This window comes from Demequina aurantiaca, assembly GCF_000975135.1.
In the GTDB taxonomy this organism is placed as follows: domain Bacteria; phylum Actinomycetota; class Actinomycetes; order Actinomycetales; family Demequinaceae; genus Demequina; species Demequina aurantiaca.
Genome location: NZ_BBRF01000001.1, coordinates 1,181,447 through 1,201,127 on the forward strand (window position 1 = coordinate 1,181,447; position 19,681 = coordinate 1,201,127).

General features: G+C 65.5%; 16 protein-coding genes. 7 read left to right on the forward strand and 9 right to left on the reverse strand.

Going from position 1 to position 19,681, the window contains the following annotated elements:
* The first annotated feature begins 255 nt into the window (after positions 1-255).
* Positions 256-1,767: an IMP dehydrogenase gene (gene guaB / locus AOP73_RS05395; RefSeq protein ID WP_061963637.1), complete on the forward strand. Its 1,512-nt coding sequence runs from the start codon at positions 256-258 to the stop codon at positions 1,765-1,767.
* Positions 1,768-1,827: 60 nt separating this feature from the next.
* Here guaB and AOP73_RS05400 read toward each other — a convergent pair whose 3' ends face one another.
* Positions 1,828-2,409, reverse strand: coding sequence for a TetR/AcrR family transcriptional regulator (locus AOP73_RS05400; RefSeq protein ID WP_061963639.1), 582 nt, complete (start codon positions 2,407-2,409; stop codon positions 1,828-1,830).
* 80 nt (positions 2,410-2,489) lie between these two features.
* On the opposite strand from AOP73_RS05400, the gene AOP73_RS05405 reads away from it, so the two are divergent.
* A complete protein-coding gene (locus tag AOP73_RS05405) occupies positions 2,490-2,846 on the forward strand; it encodes a DsrE family protein (protein ID WP_061963641.1) in 357 nt (118 codons plus the stop codon).
* Between the two features lie 114 nt (positions 2,847-2,960).
* On the forward strand, positions 2,961-3,710 hold the full coding sequence (locus AOP73_RS05410; protein ID WP_061963643.1) for a TSUP family transporter: 750 nt from the start codon (positions 2,961-2,963) through the stop codon (positions 3,708-3,710).
* A gap of 7 nt (positions 3,711-3,717) precedes the next feature.
* Here AOP73_RS05410 and AOP73_RS05415 read toward each other — a convergent pair whose 3' ends face one another.
* The 3 genes from AOP73_RS05415 to AOP73_RS05425 all read right to left on the reverse strand — a co-directional run bounded on the left by AOP73_RS05415 (position 3,718) and on the right by AOP73_RS05425 (position 6,182).
* Complete coding sequence (locus AOP73_RS05415; protein ID WP_061963645.1) at positions 3,718-4,077, reverse strand: DUF5655 domain-containing protein; 360 nt, start codon at positions 4,075-4,077, stop codon at positions 3,718-3,720.
* A complete protein-coding gene (locus AOP73_RS05420) occupies positions 4,077-5,345 on the reverse strand; it encodes a Glu/Leu/Phe/Val family dehydrogenase (protein ID WP_061963647.1) in 1,269 nt (422 codons plus the stop codon). Before AOP73_RS05420 ends, AOP73_RS05415 begins: the two co-directional genes overlap by 1 nt.
* 96 nt (positions 5,346-5,441) lie before the next feature.
* Positions 5,442-6,182: an exonuclease domain-containing protein gene (locus AOP73_RS05425; RefSeq protein WP_061963649.1), complete on the reverse strand. Its 741-nt coding sequence runs from the start codon at positions 6,180-6,182 to the stop codon at positions 5,442-5,444.
* 134 nt (positions 6,183-6,316) lie between these two features.
* Between AOP73_RS05425 and AOP73_RS05430 the strand changes: the two genes are divergently transcribed.
* Together AOP73_RS05430 and AOP73_RS05435 are read left to right on the forward strand one after the other, a co-directional pair.
* Entirely contained in the window at positions 6,317-7,441 is a 1,125-nt protein-coding gene (locus AOP73_RS05430) for a GuaB3 family IMP dehydrogenase-related protein (protein WP_061963651.1), read from the forward strand.
* A gap of 88 nt (positions 7,442-7,529) precedes the next feature.
* Entirely contained in the window at positions 7,530-8,207 is a 678-nt protein-coding gene (locus AOP73_RS05435; RefSeq protein WP_061963653.1) for a glutamine amidotransferase-related protein, read from the forward strand.
* Between the two features lie 10 nt (positions 8,208-8,217).
* Here AOP73_RS05435 and AOP73_RS05440 read toward each other — a convergent pair whose 3' ends face one another.
* The 5 genes from AOP73_RS05440 to pta all read right to left on the reverse strand — a co-directional run bounded on the left by AOP73_RS05440 (position 8,218) and on the right by pta (position 17,015).
* Positions 8,218-10,167, reverse strand: a complete 1,950-nt coding sequence (locus tag AOP73_RS05440; protein ID WP_061963654.1) for an ABC-F family ATP-binding cassette domain-containing protein — start codon at positions 10,165-10,167, stop codon at positions 8,218-8,220.
* Positions 10,168-10,228: 61 nt separating this feature from the next.
* Positions 10,229-11,194 (reverse strand): zinc-binding dehydrogenase, encoded by a 966-nt coding sequence (locus AOP73_RS05445; protein ID WP_061963656.1) that lies wholly within the window; start codon positions 11,192-11,194, stop codon positions 10,229-10,231.
* Between the two features lie 41 nt (positions 11,195-11,235).
* Entirely contained in the window at positions 11,236-13,695 is a 2,460-nt protein-coding gene (locus tag AOP73_RS05450; RefSeq protein ID WP_061963658.1) for a phosphoketolase family protein, read from the reverse strand.
* 87 nt (positions 13,696-13,782) lie between these two features.
* Positions 13,783-14,919: an acetate/propionate family kinase gene (locus AOP73_RS05455; RefSeq protein WP_061963660.1), complete on the reverse strand. Its 1,137-nt coding sequence runs from the start codon at positions 14,917-14,919 to the stop codon at positions 13,783-13,785.
* A complete protein-coding gene (pta, locus tag AOP73_RS05460; RefSeq protein ID WP_061963662.1) occupies positions 14,916-17,015 on the reverse strand; it encodes a phosphate acetyltransferase in 2,100 nt (699 codons plus the stop codon). The genes AOP73_RS05455 and pta overlap by 4 nt, the downstream gene beginning before the upstream one ends.
* Positions 17,016-17,266: 251 nt before the next feature.
* Here pta and AOP73_RS05465 point away from each other — a divergent pair, with 251 nt between their 5' ends.
* Both AOP73_RS05465 and AOP73_RS05470 read left to right on the forward strand, forming a co-directional pair.
* Positions 17,267-18,370 carry a GGDEF domain-containing protein gene (locus AOP73_RS05465; RefSeq protein ID WP_061963664.1) on the forward strand — a complete coding sequence of 368 codons (1,104 nt, stop codon included), beginning with the start codon at positions 17,267-17,269 and terminating at the stop codon, positions 18,368-18,370.
* Positions 18,371-18,456: 86 nt separating this feature from the next.
* Entirely contained in the window at positions 18,457-19,680 is a 1,224-nt protein-coding gene (locus AOP73_RS05470; RefSeq protein WP_061963666.1) for a GGDEF domain-containing protein, read from the forward strand.
* Position 19,681: the final 1 nt, after the last annotated feature.

Here is a 19,681-nt window from a genome sequence, read left to right on the forward strand (position 1 = left end):
GTCGTATCGGGCCGGCCCCGAGTCACCCTTGACCCGAGTACCGCATTGGTACTTTCAACCTAATTCCGACAAACCAGACAGTCAACCCCCGACTTCTTGAGTGCCGGCTGCCTCGATTGCTACTTCTATGTCTACTCCTCCGCGGGCGGCTTGGCTAGCCCCCATTTTGGGGGGCATCCAGGAGTGATGCACGTGTGAGCGCTGGCGCTCACTGAGCCGTACGGCAAGTGAGCCGGCGACCCGTAGACTTGACTGATGGCGCCAGCAGAACATGACCCCTTTGCCCTCACCGGACTGACCTACGACGATGTCTTGCTGCTTCCTGGGCAGAGCGATGTCATCCCATCTGAGGTGGACACCACCACGCGCCTCACGCGTGAAATCTCCATCCGCATCCCTCTCCTGAGTGCCGCGATGGATACCGTCACCGAGTCGCGCATGGCCATCGCCATGGCGCGCCTGGGAGGCATCGGCGTCCTGCACCGCAACCTGTCGATTGAGGATCAGGCCCACCAGGTCGAGATCGTCAAGCGCTCCGAGTCCGGCATGATCACCGACCCAGTCACGGTGAGCCCGGATGTCACGCTCGCGGAACTCGATGAACTGTGCGGCAAGTACCGCGTCTCCGGCCTTCCCGTGGTGGATGAGTCGAACACGCTGGTCGGCATCATTACCAACCGCGACCTGCGATTCGTGAACCATGCCGACTTCGCCACGTTGCGCGTGCGGGAGATCATGACGCCCATGCCGCTCGTCACCGGGCCGGAGGGCATCGGAAACGCGCAGGCCGCTGAACTGCTGGCCAAGCACAAGATTGAGAAGTTGCCGCTGGTCGATGGCGACGGCCGACTGACCGGTCTCATTACCGTCAAGGACTTTGTTAAGACGGAGAAGTATCCCAAGGCCACCAAGGACTCCGAGGGCCGGCTGCGAGTCGCGGCAGGTGTCGGATTCTTCGGTGATGCGTGGGAGCGGGCCAAGGCACTGGTCGACGCGGGCGTCGACGCGCTCGTCGTGGACACCGCGCACGGTCACGCGCAGGCCATGATCGACATGATTCGCCGCCTCAAGTCCGACCCGGCGACGAGCCACGTGCAGGTCATCGGCGGCAACGTCGCGACTCGCGAGGGCGCCCAGGCGCTCGTCGATGCCGGCGTGGACGCCGTCAAGGTGGGTGTGGGCCCCGGCTCCATCTGCACCACACGCGTGGTTGCTGGTGTGGGCGTTCCCCAGATCACCGCGGTGTACGAGGCGTCTAAGGCCGCCGGTCCGGCGGGCGTTCCAGTCATCGCCGATGGTGGGCTTCAGTTCTCCGGCGACATCGCCAAGGCATTGGTCGCCGGGGCAGAGTCTGTGATGCTCGGCTCGCTCTTCGCTGGCTGCGCCGAGGCTCCAGGCGACCTGGTGCTGGTCAATGGCAAGCAGTTCAAGAGCTACCGCGGCATGGGCTCCATGGGAGCCATGGCGTCGCGTGGGCGCGTGAGCTACTCCAAGGACCGCTACTTCCAGTCCGATGCGCTCAGCGATGACGACATCATCCCCGAGGGCATCGAGGGGCGAGTGCCGTTCAAGGGCTCGGTCGAGAACGTGGGCCGCCAGCTCGTGGGCGGGCTTGGCCAGTCGATGTTCTATGTGGGCGCCCGCACCATTCCCGAACTTCGCGAGCGGGGCAAGTTCGTGCGCATCACGCCGGCAGGCCTCAAGGAGAGCCACCCGCATGACGTACAGATCACGGTCGAGGCGCCCAACTACGCTGGGAAGAAGTAGCGGGTCCACGCTCTCCCTGAGACGGCATCGGTGCTCAGCCGGGTGCTGTGACGAGGTGCGCTAGCCGCGCCTGCCTTCTATCCACGCCCGCACGAGTTCCTGCGCCATCGCGCTAGCGGTTAACACCGGTGCTGCGCTGCGCGTCTGCTTGGCGCCCGTGACGCCGCCGTCGTAGAGCACCACTACCTGAGCGACCACGGTGTCCTCGGGGTCCGCGCCAATGAGTTCCGCGACGTGCGCCGCCATCACGCGTCGGTAGTCGCTCACGATCTCGGCAATCGCTGGGTCGGCCGGGCGCTCGACCATCGCGTTGGTGAAGGGGCAGCCGTGAAAGCTATCCGTTGCAATCGCCGTCGCGGGAATGGTGAACATCAGCGCCACCCGCTCGACCGCGCCCTTCGATGAGTCGTCCACGCCCGTGGCTGCCTCGTGCCACCCGTCCGCCTCCCCGCGAAGGTACGCCGCGACAAGGCCGTCCTTGTTGTGAAAGTGGTGGTACATGCTGCCTTTGGTCGCTCCGGACTCCGCGATGACGGTGTCAATTCCAGTTGCGTTGATGCCGTTGGCGTAGAAGAGCTTGGTCGCTGTCGCGACCAGGCGGTCCCGAGATTTCAGGGGGCTCGAGGTGGGAGAAGTGCTCATGTTGACAATAGTAGACGAACCTGTCTAATCTTACTAGACGGTTCCGTCTAGTACTGAAGGCGGACAGAAAAGGAGAAGACATGTCTGAGTTCAAAGTTGCAGTAGTCATTTACGAACCGATCGATGGGGACATGGCACGGGCCTACCGCGGCCTCAAGACCGCCCTCGAGTTCAAGCAGGCCGGAGACGACGTCCTGGTGCAGTTCGATGGCTCCGGAGTCGACACCCTCGCCGCGATCTCGAACGCAGACCACCCGATGAATGGCCTAGCCACCGCGCTTGCCGACAACATCACGGGTGCGTGCGGCTACTGCGCCACGTCGCACAAGGTGGCGGACGCGATCGAGGAGGCAGGCTGGACGCTCCTCAGCGATGCCGGGGGAGAGGCAAGCAACCGCAAGCTCATGGTCGAGGGCTACCAGATCCTGACTTTCTAGTTCTGACACGCCCGTCGCGCTCTACCCTCGTCGGTAGTGCGCGACGGGCGTTGCTGCGTCCCCACGGGTACCCGGGTGCAGGCAGGGGCCCCGTGAACTGGCAGAGTAGGCACTGTGGATCTCACCTGGCATGCGCTGCTCATTCTCTTTATCGTCGCGCTCCTGGCCGGATTCCTGGACACGCTCGCAGGTGGCGGAGGCCTGCTCACCGTGCCCGCGCTGCTGCTCACGGGCATCCCCCCACTGCAGGCCCTGGGGACGAACAAGTTGCAAAGCTCGTTCGGCACGGGCATGGCTACGTACCAGGTGATTCGCAAGAAGCGAGTGCATTGGCGTGACGTTCGATGGCCGATGGTTTGGGCGTTCCTCGGCTCGGCCGCCGGTGCTGTCGCCGTGCAGTTCATCGACACCGATGCGCTGCTCATCATCATCCCTGTTGTCTTGGCCCTGGTGGCGGCGTACTTTCTGTTCGTTCCCAAGTCGCACCTGCCCCCGCCGGAACCTCGCATGTCGGATCCCGCCTACGAGGCCACACTCGTCCCCATCATCGGCGCGTATGACGGCGCATTCGGCCCCGGCACCGGGTCGCTCTACGCGCTCAGCGGAGTGGCATTGCGCGCCAAGACGTTGGTGCAGTCCACCGCAATCGCCAAGACACTGAACTTTGCGACCAACTTTGCCGCGCTGCTGGTCTTCGCCTTTGCGGGCCACATGCTGTGGACCGTGGGGGCGGTGATGATCGCGGGCCAGCTCATTGGTGCCTACGCCGGCTCACACATGCTCTTCCGGGTGAACCCACTGGTGCTGCGCGTACTGATCGTGGTCATGTCGCTGGGCATGCTGATCCGCGTACTCCTCGACTAGGCCGGGGCTAGGTGAACCCCGGACCGACCGTCTGGCGAGCCTCGTCGATCAACTCGCGAAGCGCATCGTCGAATTCGCGCTCCTCGCGCAGGGTGATCCGGTGCATGGTCACGCGTTTGGACGTCGCGAATGCCGTGCGCAGTTTGGGGTGCTCCGCCTCGCGCACCAGCTCGAGCCCGATCTCCAGGTAGTGACTCTTCACGTATGCCGATGTGAAGATGCGCTTGACCGCGTACTGCACCTCGGACCTGTGCACGCGCTCCTCGACCCCCTCCAACTCGCGGCAGAAGTCCCGGTAGGTGGTGATCAGGGCGAGGTCCTCGTCATTCAACCCGGCGGTGAACTCGCTCCAGGTGGAGGCAACCATCAGGGATACAACCCCCGCAGTTCGTGTGCCTCGACCACGCGTTTGACGGACAACGCAGTGGCCGCCTGACGATACGTGAGCTTGTGCGCGCCGGCGTACTCGATCACCGAGTGCCACGCGCGCGTCATGCGCTCCTCGAGCCGCTCGTTGACCTCCGACTCGCGCCACTGGTAGGCCTGGTTGGCCTGCACCCATTCAAAGTAGGACACGACCACACCGCCGGCGTTCGCCAGAATATCCGGCACCACGAGCACGCCGCGCTCGTGCAGGATCATGTCCGCTTCGTTGGTCGTGGGACCGTTGGCACCCTCGACCACGATGCTCGCGCGGATGTCATGCGCGTTGTCGCCGGTGATCACACCCTCGGTGGCGGCGGGAACCAAGACATCGACGTCGGCCGTGAGCAGGTCAGCGGGTTCGAGCTCCTCGGCGCCGTCAAATCCCACCACGCTGCCCGTGGCGTCGACGTGTGCGGACAGCGCCGTGATGCTGATGCCGCCTGCGGCATAGATCGCGCCGTCGACGTCGCTAATTGCCTTCACCGCCACGCCTGCCTCGGCGAGGAAGCGGGCCGCGTCGCGTCCCACCTTTCCAAAGCCCTGCACGGCCGCCGATGCGTTGGTGGGGTCAATTCCTCTGCTTGCCAGCGCCATCAGCGCGATGTGGGAGACGCCACGAGACGTGGCGCTCGCTCGCCCGAGGGAGCCGCCCAGGCTGATGGGCTTGCCGGTGACGACACCGGGAACGGTGTGGCCCTGTGAGGACGAGTAGGTATCCATGATCCACGCCATGGTCTGCTCGTTGGTGCCCATGTCGGGGGCGGGGATGTCCACGTCTGGGCCGATGATGGGCAGAATCTCCGCGGTGTATCGCCGCGTCACGCGCTCGAGTTCTGAGTCACTGTGGTCGCGGGGGTCGAAGGCGACGCCGCCCTTCGCGCCCCCATAGGGCACGTCGACCAGGGCGCACTTCCAGGTCATCCACATGGCGAGGGCGCGCACCTCGTCAATGTCGACCGAGGGGCTGTACCTCAGTCCTCCCTTTGCGGGGCCACGAGAAAAGTTGTGTTGCACGCGGTAGCCGGAGTAGACGGCGATGGAGCCGTCATCGCGACGCAGCGGCACGCTCACCATCAATTCGCGACGCGGCTGCGCGAGCATCTGGTGGACGCCTGGGGAGATGCCCAGGTGCTTGACCGCGCTGGCCAGCTGCGCGAGCGCATCGGTCAGCGGGCTAGTGGATTCTACGGGTTGTTCCTGCGCGTTCATCAGCACCTCGTTGTGTCGCTTTGCGGTTGAGAATCCGTACTCTCCGACACTATCCCGAATGTTGTTTCTTCCGCTGTTGCGCCGCCACCTGCGTTGTTAGTCGCCGTGATTGGCCAGCGCCACCCCAAGGGGCCACTGCGGGCTCGGAAGGTCGTCTACCTTGCCCTTGGACGTCAACCAGGCGGAAAACTCGGTGGCCCACTTGCGGTGTGCCTCAACCTGCTGATCGTGCAGGTCGTTCAGCGCGACGGACGCCATTGCCGGGTACTTAGAGGCCATGGCCTGGGTGACGTCGAGCGTGGCCAACACGTCGGCATCTGCCGCGTGGAGATCCTCGGCGACGACCTCCACTCCGTAGGTCTCACACATGTTCACGAGCTTGCGCTTGCCCTTGCGCCACCTGTCCAGGTGGCGGTCGAGCACGAGGGGGTCGACCACGGGTCTGATGTCGTCGGTGGCCAACCGAGACGCCAGAGAGGGCAGACCCGTGCGAGCGAGCTCGGCCTCAAGAATCGAGATGTCGAACTGCGCGTTGAAGGCGACCACGGGAAAGCCCGAGCTGAGTGCACCCGCGAGGACGGTCGCGATCTCTTCCAGAGCATCGGCCGGCGCCTGCCCGTCTTTCTGGACCATGGCATCGGAGATGCCGTGGACCGCTGTGGCGCCGGGAGGAATGGGAATCCCTGGATTGATCAGCCACGTGCGGGTCGTGACGGAGGCATCTGGCCCCGAACCCGTGCGAGTGATCACGGCCGCGGTCACGATGCGGTCATTCGCGGTGGATACGCCAGTGGTCTCGGTGTCGAATCCCACCATGGTCTGCTCAAGCCAAGTCATGCCACCACTCTGCCACTCACCGCCGACAGCAAAGGCCAGGCGCGGCGACCGAGGTGCCCCAGCATCGGCCGCCGGTGGGTGGGGTGGGACGTCAGCCCTGCCCTGGTGTCCGCAGGTGCCGGTAGGCTGTCCGGGTGAGCAACGAAATTGAAATTGGCCGTGGCAAGCGCGGACGGCGCGCGTACTCGTTCGACGACGTGGCGATCGTGCCGTCTCGACGCACACGTGACCCCAAGGACGTCAGCCTGGACTGGCGCATCGACGCGTTCCAATTCACCATTCCGGTGATCGCTGCGCCCATGGACTCGGTGATGTCTCCCGCTTCCGCGATCGCGCTGGGCAAGCACGGGGGACTGGGGGTCCTGGACCTCGAAGGCCTGTGGACTCGCTATGAGGACCCCACCTCGCTGCTCGCGGAGATCGCGGAACTCGAGGAGTCCGCCGCGACCGCGCGCATGCAGGAGATCTACTCAGAGCCCGTCAAGGGTGAACTCATCACCGCTCGCCTGCAGGAGATCCGCGCCGCAGGGGTGACCGTAGCCGGGGCGCTCAGCCCGCAGCGCACGCAGGAGCACTACGAGACCGTTCTGAAGGCCGGCGTGGACCTGTTCGTGATCCGCGGCACCACGGTCAGCGCCGAGCACGTGTCCTCCGACGCGGAGCCCCTGAACCTCAAGAAGTTTATCTACGACCTCGACGTGCCGGTCATCGTGGGTGGCGCATCCACGTACCAGGCGGGCCTTCACCTCATGCGTACCGGAGCCGCGGGCGTGCTGGTGGGCTTTGGCGGTGGCGCGGCACACACCACGCGCACCTCGATGGGTATCCACGCTCCGCTGGCGACCGCGGTGGCGGATGTTGCGGCTGCGCGACGGGACTACCTGGACGAGTCCGGCGGGCGCTACGTGCACGTCATCGCCGATGGCGGCCTGGGTCAGTCCGGCGACATGGTCAAGGCCTTTGCGTGCGGTGCGGACGCCATCATGGTGGGCGCCGCGCTCGCCCGTGCGTCCGAGGCGCCCGGAGGTGGCTACCACTGGGGCCCCGAGGCTCACCACCCCGAGCTACCGCGCGGCGAGCGCGTGCACGTGGGTACGGTCGGCTCGCTCGAGGAACTGCTGTTCGGCCCCGGAACCCGCGCCGACGGCACCACCAACATGATGGGCGCACTGCGCCGATCGATGGCGACGACCGGCTACTCGGACCTCAAGGAGTTTCAGCGCGTCGACGTCGTGGTGAGTCCGTACCAGGCTCACTAAGCCGCTCGGCTTGGGGTGGCATCGGTCGCCATTTTTCGTGGTGCGACCGCGAAACAAGGTCGACATCGCGCGGACCTAGACTCAGCGCATGAACTGTGTTGCGCTGCGCCATGTCGCCTTTGAGGACCTCGGCCATTGGGAGCCCGAGATCCGTGCTCACGGGTACACCGTGACGTACGTCGACGCCGGCGTTGACGATCTGTCTCCCGTGCGCGACGCGGACCTGGTCATCGTGCTCGGCGGGCCCATCGGTGTGCTGGATGCGGCGATCTTCCCCACCATCGAGGTGGAGACCGCGCTGATCCGCGAGCGCCTCGACGCCGGGCGCCCCGTGTTAGGGGTGTGCCTGGGTGCGCAGCTGATCGCGCACGCGCTGGGGTGGACCGTAGCTCCGGGGCCACTCGAGTTGGGGTGGGGTGTCATTGACGTCGCCCCCGCCGGGATGGAGACGCCGCTGCGCCACCTTGCCGGCGTGCCCATTCTGCAGTGGCACGGCGACTCGATTGCCGCACCCGCGGACGTGGAGCTGCTCGCCTCGACCGACGTGACGGCCTGCCAGGCGTTCTCCGTGGGCAGCGGGTTCGGGATTCAATTCCACCCTGAGGTGGATCCGGAGTCGTTCGAGCGCTGGCTGATCGGCAACGTGGTCGAGCTGCGTGGATTTGGGATCAGCATCGAGGAGTTCCGCGCGCAGACCGCCGCGGCTGCCGATGGGGCGTCAATGGCGGGCATCCGGTTCATCCGCGACTACCTCCGCGGCCTCTAGCGCTACGTCGTCAGGCCAGCAACTCCGAGAGTTCCAACCAGGACTCCTCGAGTTTGCTGGTCTCCGCCTCGTAGTCGCGCAACTGCTTGGTGAGTGCGGCAAGCCCCTCGTAGTCGGTCTGATCGTGCGTTGCCATGTCAGTGTGGACCGCTGCCATGAGGCCGGCCACCTTGGCCATGCGCCGCTCCACACTCGCGAGCTCCTTAGTCGCGACGCGGTGCTCGGCGCCGCTGAGTGCCGATGCGGAGGGCTTGGAGGGGGCGAACGATGCGCGTGACTCCGTGGAGGACGCGTCGCCGGAGCGGGTGCGGGTGCGCTGGCGTTCGGAACCGCTGCCGGCCGATGCCTGAGCGGGGGTAGCCGCAGATGCCGCCGCCGCATCGGGCACGTGGGTGGTGCCCGCCTGACCGCCGAACGAGCCGACGCCTTCGGTTTTGGTCCGGCGCTCGCGTGACAGCCGCACGTACTCGTCGATGCCACCGGGCAGGTGGCGCAGGCCGCCATCGACAACCGCGTACTGCTGGTCGGTGACGCGCTCCATCAGGTAGCGGTCGTGACTGACCACAATGAGCGTGCCGGGCCACGAGTCCAGCAGGTCCTCCATCGCGGCGAGCATGTCCGTGTCCAGGTCGTTGGTGGGCTCGTCGAGCACCAGCACGTTGGGTGCGTCGAGCAGCACCATCAACAGCTGGAGGCGCCGGCGCTGGCCGCCCGAGAGCTTGCCGACGCGAGTCTTGAGCTGCACGGCGGTGAAGCCCAGACGCTCGAGCAGTTGCTTGGGCGTCATCTCCTGGCCATCTGCCAGTTGAACCGCGGAGTAGCGCTTGACGACGGCGCTGACGCGCTCGTCCTCGAACTCCTCCAGCTCGGCGAGTTGCTGCGACAGGGCTTGGACGCGCACGGTAATGCCGGTCTTGACCCGGCCGCTGGTGGGTTCCATGGCGCCGGTGATGAGCTTCAGCAGCGTGGACTTGCCGGCGCCGTTCTCACCCAGGATTCCGGTGCGCTCGCCCGGCCCGATGTTCCAGTTGACGTCGCGGAGAACCTCCTTGGCATCGTCGCCCGAGCCGTAGGTGACCCCGCATTTGATGAGATTGACGACGTCTTTGCCCAGGCGCGAGGCGGCCATGCGGGCCACCGCGACCTTGTCGCGAATGGGAGGCACATCTGCGATGAGTTCGTTCGCGGCGTCGATGCGGAATTTGGGCTTGGAGGTGCGGGCCGGGGCGCCGCGGCGCAGCCACGCGAGCTCCTTGCGCATCAGGTTCTGACGCTTGGATTCGGTGGCGTTGGCAATGCGGTCGCGCTCCACGCGCTGCAGCACGTAGGCGGCATACCCGCCCTCGTACTGGTCGACAACGCCATCGTGGACCTCCCACGTGTCGGTGCTGATTTCGTCCAGGAACCAGCGGTCGTGGGTGACGACCACCAGGGCACCCTTGGAGGATGCCCAGCGACGCTTGAGGTGCTCGGCGAGCCACACCACGCCCTCGACGTCCAGGTGGTTGGTGGGCTCGTCGAGGAAGATCACGTCGTGGTCGCCCACGAGTACGTGCGCGAGGGCGACTCGGCGTTGCTGGCCACCGGAGAGGTCGCCCACGATCGCCTCGCCGGGGAGGTCAGGGACCAGGCCGGCCATGATGTCGCGGATGCGGGGGTCGGAGGCCCACTCGTACGTTTCGGCGCCGTCGCCCACGATCGCTTCGAGCACGGACAGGTTGATGTCCACGTGGTCGGACTGGTCGAGCACGCCGATGCGCGCGCCGCGTGAGATGGTCACGCGTCCCTCGTGCGGCTCGAGGCGTCCCGCGAGCAGCTTCATGAGCGAGGACTTGCCAGCGCCGTTGTTGCCGACGATGCCGATGCGGTTGCCGTCGTCGAGGCCGAGCGAGACCGAGTCCAGCACGGTGCCCGTGCCGAAGTCGAGGTGAAGCGCTTCCGCGCCGAGGAGGTGAGCCATGCCTCAAGGGTAGTTGCCCCCTTGCCTCGGCTTCACCGCCGTACGCTTGGCAGCAGTGAGGTTAGGCGCCGACGGTCAGCACCACCTTGCCGAAGTGGTCGCCCGAGGCCACGCGGCCGACGGCTTCACGCGCATTCTCGAGGGGCATGACGGCATCGATGACCGGGCGCAGCCCTGTGCGCGCCATGAACGACAGCAGTGCGGCGAGGTCGTCGCGCGAGCCCATCGTCACGCCCTGAACGCGGATCTCTTGGAAAAAGACGCGGGTCAACTGCGCGGGCTCGGGGTCCCCCGTGGTGAGCCCCGCTACCGCAATGGTGCCGCCGGCCTTGACCGAGGCGACCGAATGGGCCCAGGTGGCCTTGCCCACGGACTCGACCACGGCATCGGCGCGACGGGGCAGGCGAGCCCCTGGTTCGAACGCCTCTGCTGCGCCAAGGGCGCGGGCCCGCTCCCGCTTGGCCTCGGACCGCGAGGTGACCATCACTTCAAGACCCGCCGCACTCCCCAGAGCGATGGCGGCCGATGCGAGGCCCCCTCCCGCTCCCTGGATCAGCACGCTGTGGCCGGGCTTGAGGTCCGCAGCGACGAACAGCATTCGGTACGCGGTGAGCCACGCCGTCGGGAGGCAGGCGACCTCCTCGAACGACAGTTCCGTGGGCTTCGGCAGGAGGTTCGCGGTAGGAACAGCGACCCTTTCAGCGAAGGTCCCTTGGTAGCGCTCCGACAGCAAGCTGCGCGGCTCGCCGGGCCCCACGCCGTGGCCGTCTGCACCAATCACGCCGTGGAGCACCACCTCAGAACCATCGGGCGCAATTCCCGCCCCGTCGGTGCCGAGAATCATGGGCAGGCTGGACTTCGGCAACCCCACCCCCCGCAGTGACCAAAGGTCATGATGGTTCACGCTGGCGGCGCGCACGTCAACCGTCGACCAGTGTTCGCGGGCCTCCGGCTCGGGCCGGTCGCCAACGGTCAGGCCGGAAGCCGGATCGTCGGAGCTGAATTGGGTGGCGTAGGCGGCGAGCATGCTTTTACCCTATGCCTGCCGCCTACGCCGAGCACCCATCGCTACTCGTTGTCGCCGCCGGTGGCGGCCACTGCATCGACCGCGATGCCCGCGTTGTCGCCGCGAGCATCCGGCCAGACCCAGTCATTGACCTCAGGCAGATCGGACCCAGTGTCGAGGGCGTAGCGGCGTGCCTCGAGGCGCTTGTCGAACATCGCCTGGCGCAGTGACGCCGCGCGCGTGCCGAGCGACGGCACATGGTCGATCACGTCCATCACCAGGTGATACCTGTCGATGTCGTTCAACATCGCCATGTCGAACGGCGTGGTCGTGGTGCCCTCCTCCTTGTAGCCGCGCACGTGCAGGTTGGAGTGACCGGTGCGGCGGTAGGTCAGGCGGTGGATGAGCCACGGGTAGCCGTGGTAGTTGAAAATGATCGGCTTGTCCGTGGTGAACAGCTGGTCGAATTCGCGGTCCGGCATGCCGTGCGGGTGTTCCTTCTCCGGCTGCAGTCGCATGAGATCGACGACATTAACCATCCGCACCTTGAGCTCCGGCAAATGCTCGCGGAGCAGGTCCACGGCGGCCAAGACCTCGAGCGTGGGCACGTCGCCCGCGGCGGCGAGCACCACGTCGGGTTCCTCGCCCAACGGGACGTTGGACGCGAAATTCCAGATGCCCAGTCCTCGCGTGCAGTGGTCGACGGCCTCGTCCATGGTCAGCCAGGACGCCTGAGGCTGCTTGCCGGCGACGACCACGTTGACGTAATCGCGCGAGCGCAGGCAGTGGTCGTAGGTCGACAGCAGCGTGTTGGCGTCCGGCGGCAGGTACACCCTGACCACTTCGGCCTTTTTGTTGATGACGTGGTCGATGAACCCCGGATCCTGGTGAGAGAAGCCGTTGTGGTCCTGGCGCCACACGTGGCTGGAGAGCAGATAGTTCAGCGACGGCACCGGCTGGCGCCAGGGAATCTCTCGCGTCACCTTGAGCCACTTGGCGTGCTGGTTGAACATCGAGTCCACGAGGTGGATGAACGCCTCGTACGAGGTGAATAGCCCGTGGCGGCCGGTGAGCAGGTAGCCCTCGAGCCATCCCTGACACTGGTGCTCGGAGAGCATTTCTACGACGCGTCCCTGGGGTGCAAGGTTGTCGTCGTCCTCGTCGATGTGCGCGTCCCAGACTCGGTCGGTGGTCTCAAGGACGGCGGCGATTCGGTTGGAGGCAAGTTCGTCTGGAGCGAAGATCCGGAAGTTATCCGGATTGGCAGCCATCACGGCGTTGAGCCAGGTGCCGAGTACGCGGGTCGCCTCCGCGGCGCCATAGCCGGGGTGTGGCACGTCGATTGCGAAGTCCTGGAAGTTGGGCAGGCGCAGGTCCTTCATCAGCCGGCCGCCGTTGGCGTGCGGGGTGGCACTCATGCGTAGGTCACCCTCGGGAGCGAGCGACGTCACTTCGTCCTTGATCTTGCCGGCCTCGTCGAACAACTCGTCTGGCTTGTACGACTTGAGCCAGCCCTCGAGCACCGCGAGGTGCTCGTCGGTGTCGCGGGCATTGGACAGAGGCACCTGGTGCGAGCGGTACGAACCCTCGACCTTCTTGCCGTCGATGACGGGAGGGCACGTCCAGCCCTTGGGGGTGCGGAACACGATCATGGGCCAGCGGGGGCGCTCCATGTCGTCGTCCGTCGCTGCCTCGGCCTTGATGGCGGCGATCTCGTCCATGACATCGTCCAGCAGGTCCGCGAAGCGGCGGTGGATGGAGGCGTGCGACTCGTCGTCGAAGCCCGCAACGAACACGTGCGGCTTGTGGCCGTAGCCGCGCATGAGCGCGTCGAGTTCGTCCTCGTCGATGCGTGCCAGCACCGTGGGGTTGGCGATCTTGTAGCCGTTCAGGTGCAGGATCGGCAGTACGACGCCGTCCGAAGCTGGGTGGACGAACTTGTTCGAGTGCCAGGAGGTGGCGAGCGGCCCGGTTTCGGCTTCGCCGTCACCAACGATGGTCGCTACCAGGAGGTCGGGATTATCAAAGGCCGCACCGTAGGCGTGCGACAGGGAGTAGCCGAGCTCGCCGCCCTCGTGAATGGATCCCGGAGTCTCAGGTGCCACGTGAGACGGGATGCCCCCGGGGAACGAGAACTGCTTGAACAGGTGTTGGACGCCGCGCTCATCGAGGCTCGCGTCTGGGTACGTGTCCGTGTAGGTGCCATCCAGGTAGCTGGAGGCGACCAGGCCGGGTCCACCATGGCCAGGACCAGTGACATAGAGAGTCGGCTGACTACGTTCCTGAATCATGCGGTTCAGGTGCGCGTAGAGGAAGTTCAGGCCCGGCGTCGTGCCCCAGTGACCTACCAGGCGCGGCTTGACGTGATCCCGGTGCAGGGGCTCACGGAGAAGGGGGTTGCCAAGCAGATAGATCTGCCCCACCGACAGGTAGTTGGTGGCGCGCCACCAACGATCGATTCCGGCGATCTGTTCGTCGGTGACGGAGTCGCGCTGACGCGCCACCCATGGTCCGGTTGCCATCTCTACCTCCAGTGTTGTGAGTGTCGATTGTCAAGAAACGGAACAAACTGATGGAGCAAGGAGCTGGAGCCCCAAGGCGGCTGCCTGCTAACTCACCGCTGCAATCGACTGTAGAGCGATCTCGCGCTCCTCGTTGGTTGGGACAACCCAGACTTGGACCGACGACGCATCGGTACTGATGAGCTGGGCCTCCTTCATGCGTCCGGCGTTGCGGTCGTCGTCAATCTCGATGCCGAGCGCGGCCAGACCCGCGAGCGAGTGCGCGCGCACCCATCCGTCGTTCTCTCCCACCCCAGCGGTGAACGCGATGGCGTCGAGCGTCCCGAGCTGAGCGAAGTACTGGCCCACGTAGCCGCGGATGCGACGCGCGTAGACCTCAAGCCCCAGGATGGCGTCCCGACTACCCTCCGCGGCCGCCTTGTGTGCGTCACGCATGTCGGAATAGCCGGTCAGGCCGAGCATTCCGGATTGCCTGTTGAGCAGCGCGTCGATCTCGTCGACCGTCATGCCGGCAGTCCGCGCAAGGTGAAGCGTGACGGCGGGGTCGATGTCGCCGGAGCGCGTGCCCATGACGAGACCTTCGAGGGGCGTCAGGCCCATCGACGTGTCGATGGACACCCCACCTTGAACGGCACACGCCGAGGCTCCGTTGCCTAGGTGAAGCACGATCGTATTGATGTCGCGCTCACTGCGTCCCATGAGTCGGGCGGTTTCCCGCGAGACGTACGCGTGAGAGGTGCCGTGGAAGCCGTAGCGCCGCACCCCGTGCTCGCGCGCCACGTTGCGGTCGATCGCGTAGGTATACGCAGCCTCAGGGATCGTCGAGTGAAACGCGGTGTCAAAGACGGCGACATGAGGGAGCGTGGGGAAGGCTGCTCGCGCGGCGGTGATGCCTGCCAGGTTGGGAGGGTTGTGCAGGGGCGCGAGCGTGGACAGTAGGGCAATCTTGTGCTCGACTTCATCGGTGATGATGGTGGGCGCGGAGAACTCGGCCCCTCCCTGCACCACGCGGTGGCCCACCACAGTCAATGCCTCGAGGTCGACGCCCGAGTCGGGCTCGCCGAGTCGCGCAATGATGTCGCCAATCGCGGCCGAGTGATCCGTCACGCGTTCGATGAGCCCAGAGACGAGCGGCTCATCCAGCGTGGTATCGACCACCTGGTACTTGACGGAACTGGAGCCGCAGTTAAGGACTAGCGCGAGCCCAAGGTAGTTGACGCTCACGCGGTTGCCTCCGTGGTGTGGTCGCCCGTTGCGGGGGCGTCGAGTTGTTGAGCCTGGATGGCCGTGATCGCGACGGTGTTGACGATGTCCTGCACCAGGGCGCCACGCGAGAGGTCGTTGACGGGCTTGCGCAGTCCCTGCAAGACCGGGCCGATGGCAACGGCGCCCGCGGAGCGCTGCACGGCCTTGTAGGTGTTGTTGCCGGTGTTGAGATCGGGGAACACCAGCACGGTGGCGCGGCCCGCGACGGGAGAGTTCGGCGCCTTGGATGCTGCGACACTCGGCTCGACGGCCGCGTCGTACTGCATCGGCCCGTCGACCAGCAGGTCGGGCCGGCGCTCGCGAACCAACTCAGTGGCGCGACGAACCTTGTCGACGTCGTCGCCAGAGCCCGACGCCCCGGTCGAATAGGACAACATGGCGATACGCGGCTCGATGGTGAACTGACGAGCCGTCTCAGCAGAGGAGATCGCGATGTCGGCGAGTTGCTCCGCAGTCGGGTCCGGATTGACGGCGCAGTCGCCGTAGACCAGCACCCGGTCATCGAGGCACATGAAGAAGACCGACGACACGATGGACACGCCCGGTGGGGTCTTGATGACCTGGAAAGCGGGGCTGATGGTGTGAGCGGTGGTGTGGGCCGCACCGGAGACCATGCCGTCCGCGAGGCCCTCCCGCACCATCATCGTGCCGAAGAAGCTGACATCTTGGACCACGTCGCGGGCCTGTTCGAGGGTCATTCCCTTCGCCGCGCGCAACTCTGCGACGGTTGCCGCAAACGGCTCGACGTAGGCGGGATCATCGGTCGCGACGATGCGGGCATCGTCGATGTCCACGCCCAGTTCGCCGGCCCGAGTCCTGATGGCGGACTCGTTGCCGAGGATGGTGAGGTCGACGACGTCGCGGGTCAGGAGGGTCGAGGCTGCGCGCAGGATGCGGTCGTCATTGCCCTCGGGAAGGACGATGTGGCGCTTGCCGGAACGCGCCCGGCTGAGGAGGTCGTATTCGAACATGAGCGGCGTCACGACGTCCGTGCGCGCTACGTCCAGAAGCTCCAGCAAGGTGTCCGTGTCGACAAGCCGCTCGAACATGGACAGCGCGGTGTCGACCTTGACGGCACTTTCGCGGGAGAGGCGCCCGCGAGTCTGCGAGCATCGTGTCGCCGCCTCAAACGTGCCGAGTTCGGTACGGATGATTGGCAGCGCGGAGCCCATGCCTGCGATGAGCCGCTGGACTGACGGTGGGGTAGCAAAGCCGCCATTGAGGATGACCCCGGACAGCGTGGGGAACCCCTCGGCACTGTGGGCGCCGATGAGCGCGAGGAGAGTGTCTGCACGGTCGCCGGGGGTGATCACGATGCCGCCCTCTTCGAGGCGTTCGAGCAGGTGCTCCGCATTCATTGCGCCAACGGTCATGGCCCGTACTTCGCGCGTCAGCAACTCGGGATCTCCGGAGACCACCTGACCGTCCACGGCTTCGACGAGCGCGCTCAGCAGCGGCGCGATGAGGACCGGGTCCTCGGGCAGGGCGCCCACCGCAATGTCTGCAGGGAGAGCGGCCATCACGGCGTCGAGTTGACCCGAATCACAGCGGTTCGCGAAGACGGCAGCCACATGCGCATGCGAGTCCGTCATCTCGGCTCGGGACTGCTCGACAACCTGCGCGATTTCCGCAGGCGTACGGCCGATGCCGTGGACCACTAAGGCAACCGGCGCGCCAAGGTTGGCGGCGATGCGGGCATTGAATTCAAACTCGGCGGGGCCGGACACGTCCGTGTAGTCGGTGCCGACAATGACCATGGCATCACACGCGCCATCAATTTCGTGGAATCGAGAGACGATGGTGGCGAGCGCGACGTCCGGGTTTGCGTGCACGTCCTCGTAGGTGACTCCGATTGACTCGTCGTAGGTCTGGGAGACACCCTCATGACCGAGCAGGAGCTCCAGGACATAGTCCGAGCCGTCTGCCACACGCGCGACGGGGCGGAAGATTCCCACCCGGCCCACAGACCGCGCGAGCAGGTCAGTAATCCCGAGAGCGACGGCAGACTTCCCGGAGTTTCCTTCGGCGGACGCTACATAGATGCTTTTAGCCACATGGCCAGCATTCCACGTTCTGCCCGCTCATGCGCCTGACCAACGTCCCGGGTGCGGCAGCAATCGCGCCGGTAGTGGACTCCAGAAGTGGCGTGCGTCACTCGCAACGATGCGAATCGCTGCGTTGTGGGTCCCGTCCCATAGACTCTCCTGGTAAGAGTCGCGATGTCTCCGGTACGTGTGTCGGGGAATGGCGAGAGCGGCGTGAGGGCGCCGATTCTGGTGCAGGGGGCGGGATGGGGAGCGTGAGTGTGCTCAGCAGACTTCGCCGAGCCTGGTCCTCGCTCAGCATGCGTGGCCTCGACGCGAGTGACCGCACCGAGTCCCGTGCCGTCATGGGCGCCAATAACTTTTACATTCTCACCGCGCTCGCGAACCTTCCGTGGGCGATAGTGATCATGGCGCACAACAGCTGGACCTTTGTCCTTCCTGGAGTGACGCACCTCGCGATGATCGCCGTGTGGGTGACCGCGCTGGTGGTGAACAAGCGCGGGTACACGCCATGGATGTCTGCGCTCTCGATCGTCGCCGCGATTGCTCAGTACACCTTCCTCACGGACGTGTTCTCGCGAAGTGCCGGCTTTCAGTTCGCACTATTCGGGATGCCCGCGTTGGCTTTCGCGATGTTCGTCCGTCGCCACGGGCGATTCAGGGCAGCGATGATTCTTCTCGCAACGATCCTGGCAGTTTGGGTTTACCTCGACGGTGCTTTTGCGAACCCCTGGGTGCCGGTGAGTGACACGTGGCTCCATTGGTCGGCGGCGATGATGGTGGTCTCAGTGATGATCCTGCTGATGTCCCAGGCAGCCTTCGCGGACTACTACTTCAATCGAGAGCGTAAGCGCAATAGTGCGCTCTTGGCCGAGGCCCGCATCGCGGCTCACACGGATGCCCTCACCCATCTCCTCAATCGCCGGGGCATCTCACCCTGCCTCGACGAGGCAACGGAGGCCGGGCAATTTTGTGTGGCTCTCGCGGACCTCGATCGCTTCAAACGTGTGAACGATGTCTTGGGACATGGCGCGGGTGATGTGGTGCTCGCGAGTGTCGCAGCGACGCTCGAGGACTCCATCGGCGGACTGGGGTCCGTTGCCCGTTGGGGTGGTGAGGAATTCCTCATCGTCATGCCCGGTCTGTCGCTGGCGGACGGCGAGGCTGCGTTGGAACGTGCACGCATCGATTTGGAAGAGCGGTTCCGTGAGGATCTCGAGGGCAGTAGCGTCACGATGTCCGTCGGCGTGATTGCCGCGCCCCAGGACGCCGCGCGCGACGAGGTGTTGCGCCAGGTCGACGCCAAACTCTACGAGGCCAAAGCATCGGGCCGAAACATGGTCGTTGCAGGCGCCCTCGCATAGTCTTCCCACCCGGCAGCAAGACGCGCGGAATAATAGTCTTGACGCACGACTGAGGGTCCATGAGCGATTTCGCGTGAGGGGAAACCGTGAGCACGCACGATGCTGGGGGAGAGGACGACTCGACGAGCGGTTTTGTCGCCGCGATGGGCCGTCTTCTCGACAGGGCCGTCGGCGGGCTGACGGGAGAGCGTGGACGTGCAGCCGCTGCCGCTCAGACCTTCATGATGTTCTCGGCCGCGCTGTCACTGGGATATGCGGCCTTCTACCTGTCGTATCCCGACAGCGACCTGAGGCCCCTGGCGGCGTACTCCGTCGTGTGCGCCATCGCGTACGTGGTCGGCGTCGTGACGGTGCGCATCGGCTACCAGTTGGCCGCCTCCATCATCGGGCTCACCGTCGCGACGTCGCAGGTGGTCTTCATTGTGAGCTCCGTCGGCTGGGAGTCTGGCGCGCATATGTACCTCATCGTCGGTGGCCAGCTCGTCTACATGGTCTTTACGGAGAGACAGCGCCTGCTGAGGTGGGCGTACTTGGGGGTGGCCGCGACGGCGTTCGTGGTGTGCCAGGTCGCCCTTCCCGCCACGGGTGGTCGCTATGTTATTGACGGCTCGACGCTGACGTGGATGTTCTCGATTAACGCGGTGCTCGCCATGACGCTTCTCTTCACGTTAGCGGCGCTTGCCCATTTCCGGGCGAGGGAGTCGCGCGCGCAGGCAGCGGAGAGCGCGGAACGTGCCGAGTATCTCGCCAACACCGATGCCTTGACCGGGCTATCCAACCGCCGACCCATCCTCGAGGTACTTGAACGAGTGTCCTCCAGAAGCGTGGGAAAATACTGTGTAGCCATTGCGGACCTCGACCGGTTCAAGGATCTCAACGACACGTACGGCCACTCGTGTGGCGATGCCGTCCTTGCCGTCGTCGGCGATAGGTTACGTGCCGACATTCGCACGACGGATGCCCTGGGTCGCTGGGGCGGTGAGGAGTTCATCTTCGTGATGACGGACACAAGCCTCGACGCCGCCGTGCGCACGATGGACCGCACGCGGAACGCCGTGAGCGGAACCCCGGTGCCATGCAGCGACCACGAGCACCACGTGACGGTATCTATCGGGGTGGCTGGAGCATCGGCCGCAGCGCGTCCCCACCTGGTCATCAAGGACGCGGACGACGCCTTGTATGAGGCCAAACTGGATGGCCGCGACTGCGTCAGGGTGCATCGGGGAGCCGGTGTACAGATGTCCGTGATGGCTGAGGCTGACGATGAGGCTGACAAGGGTGCCCCGGGCGCATCCGGGAGGCTTGGTTAAG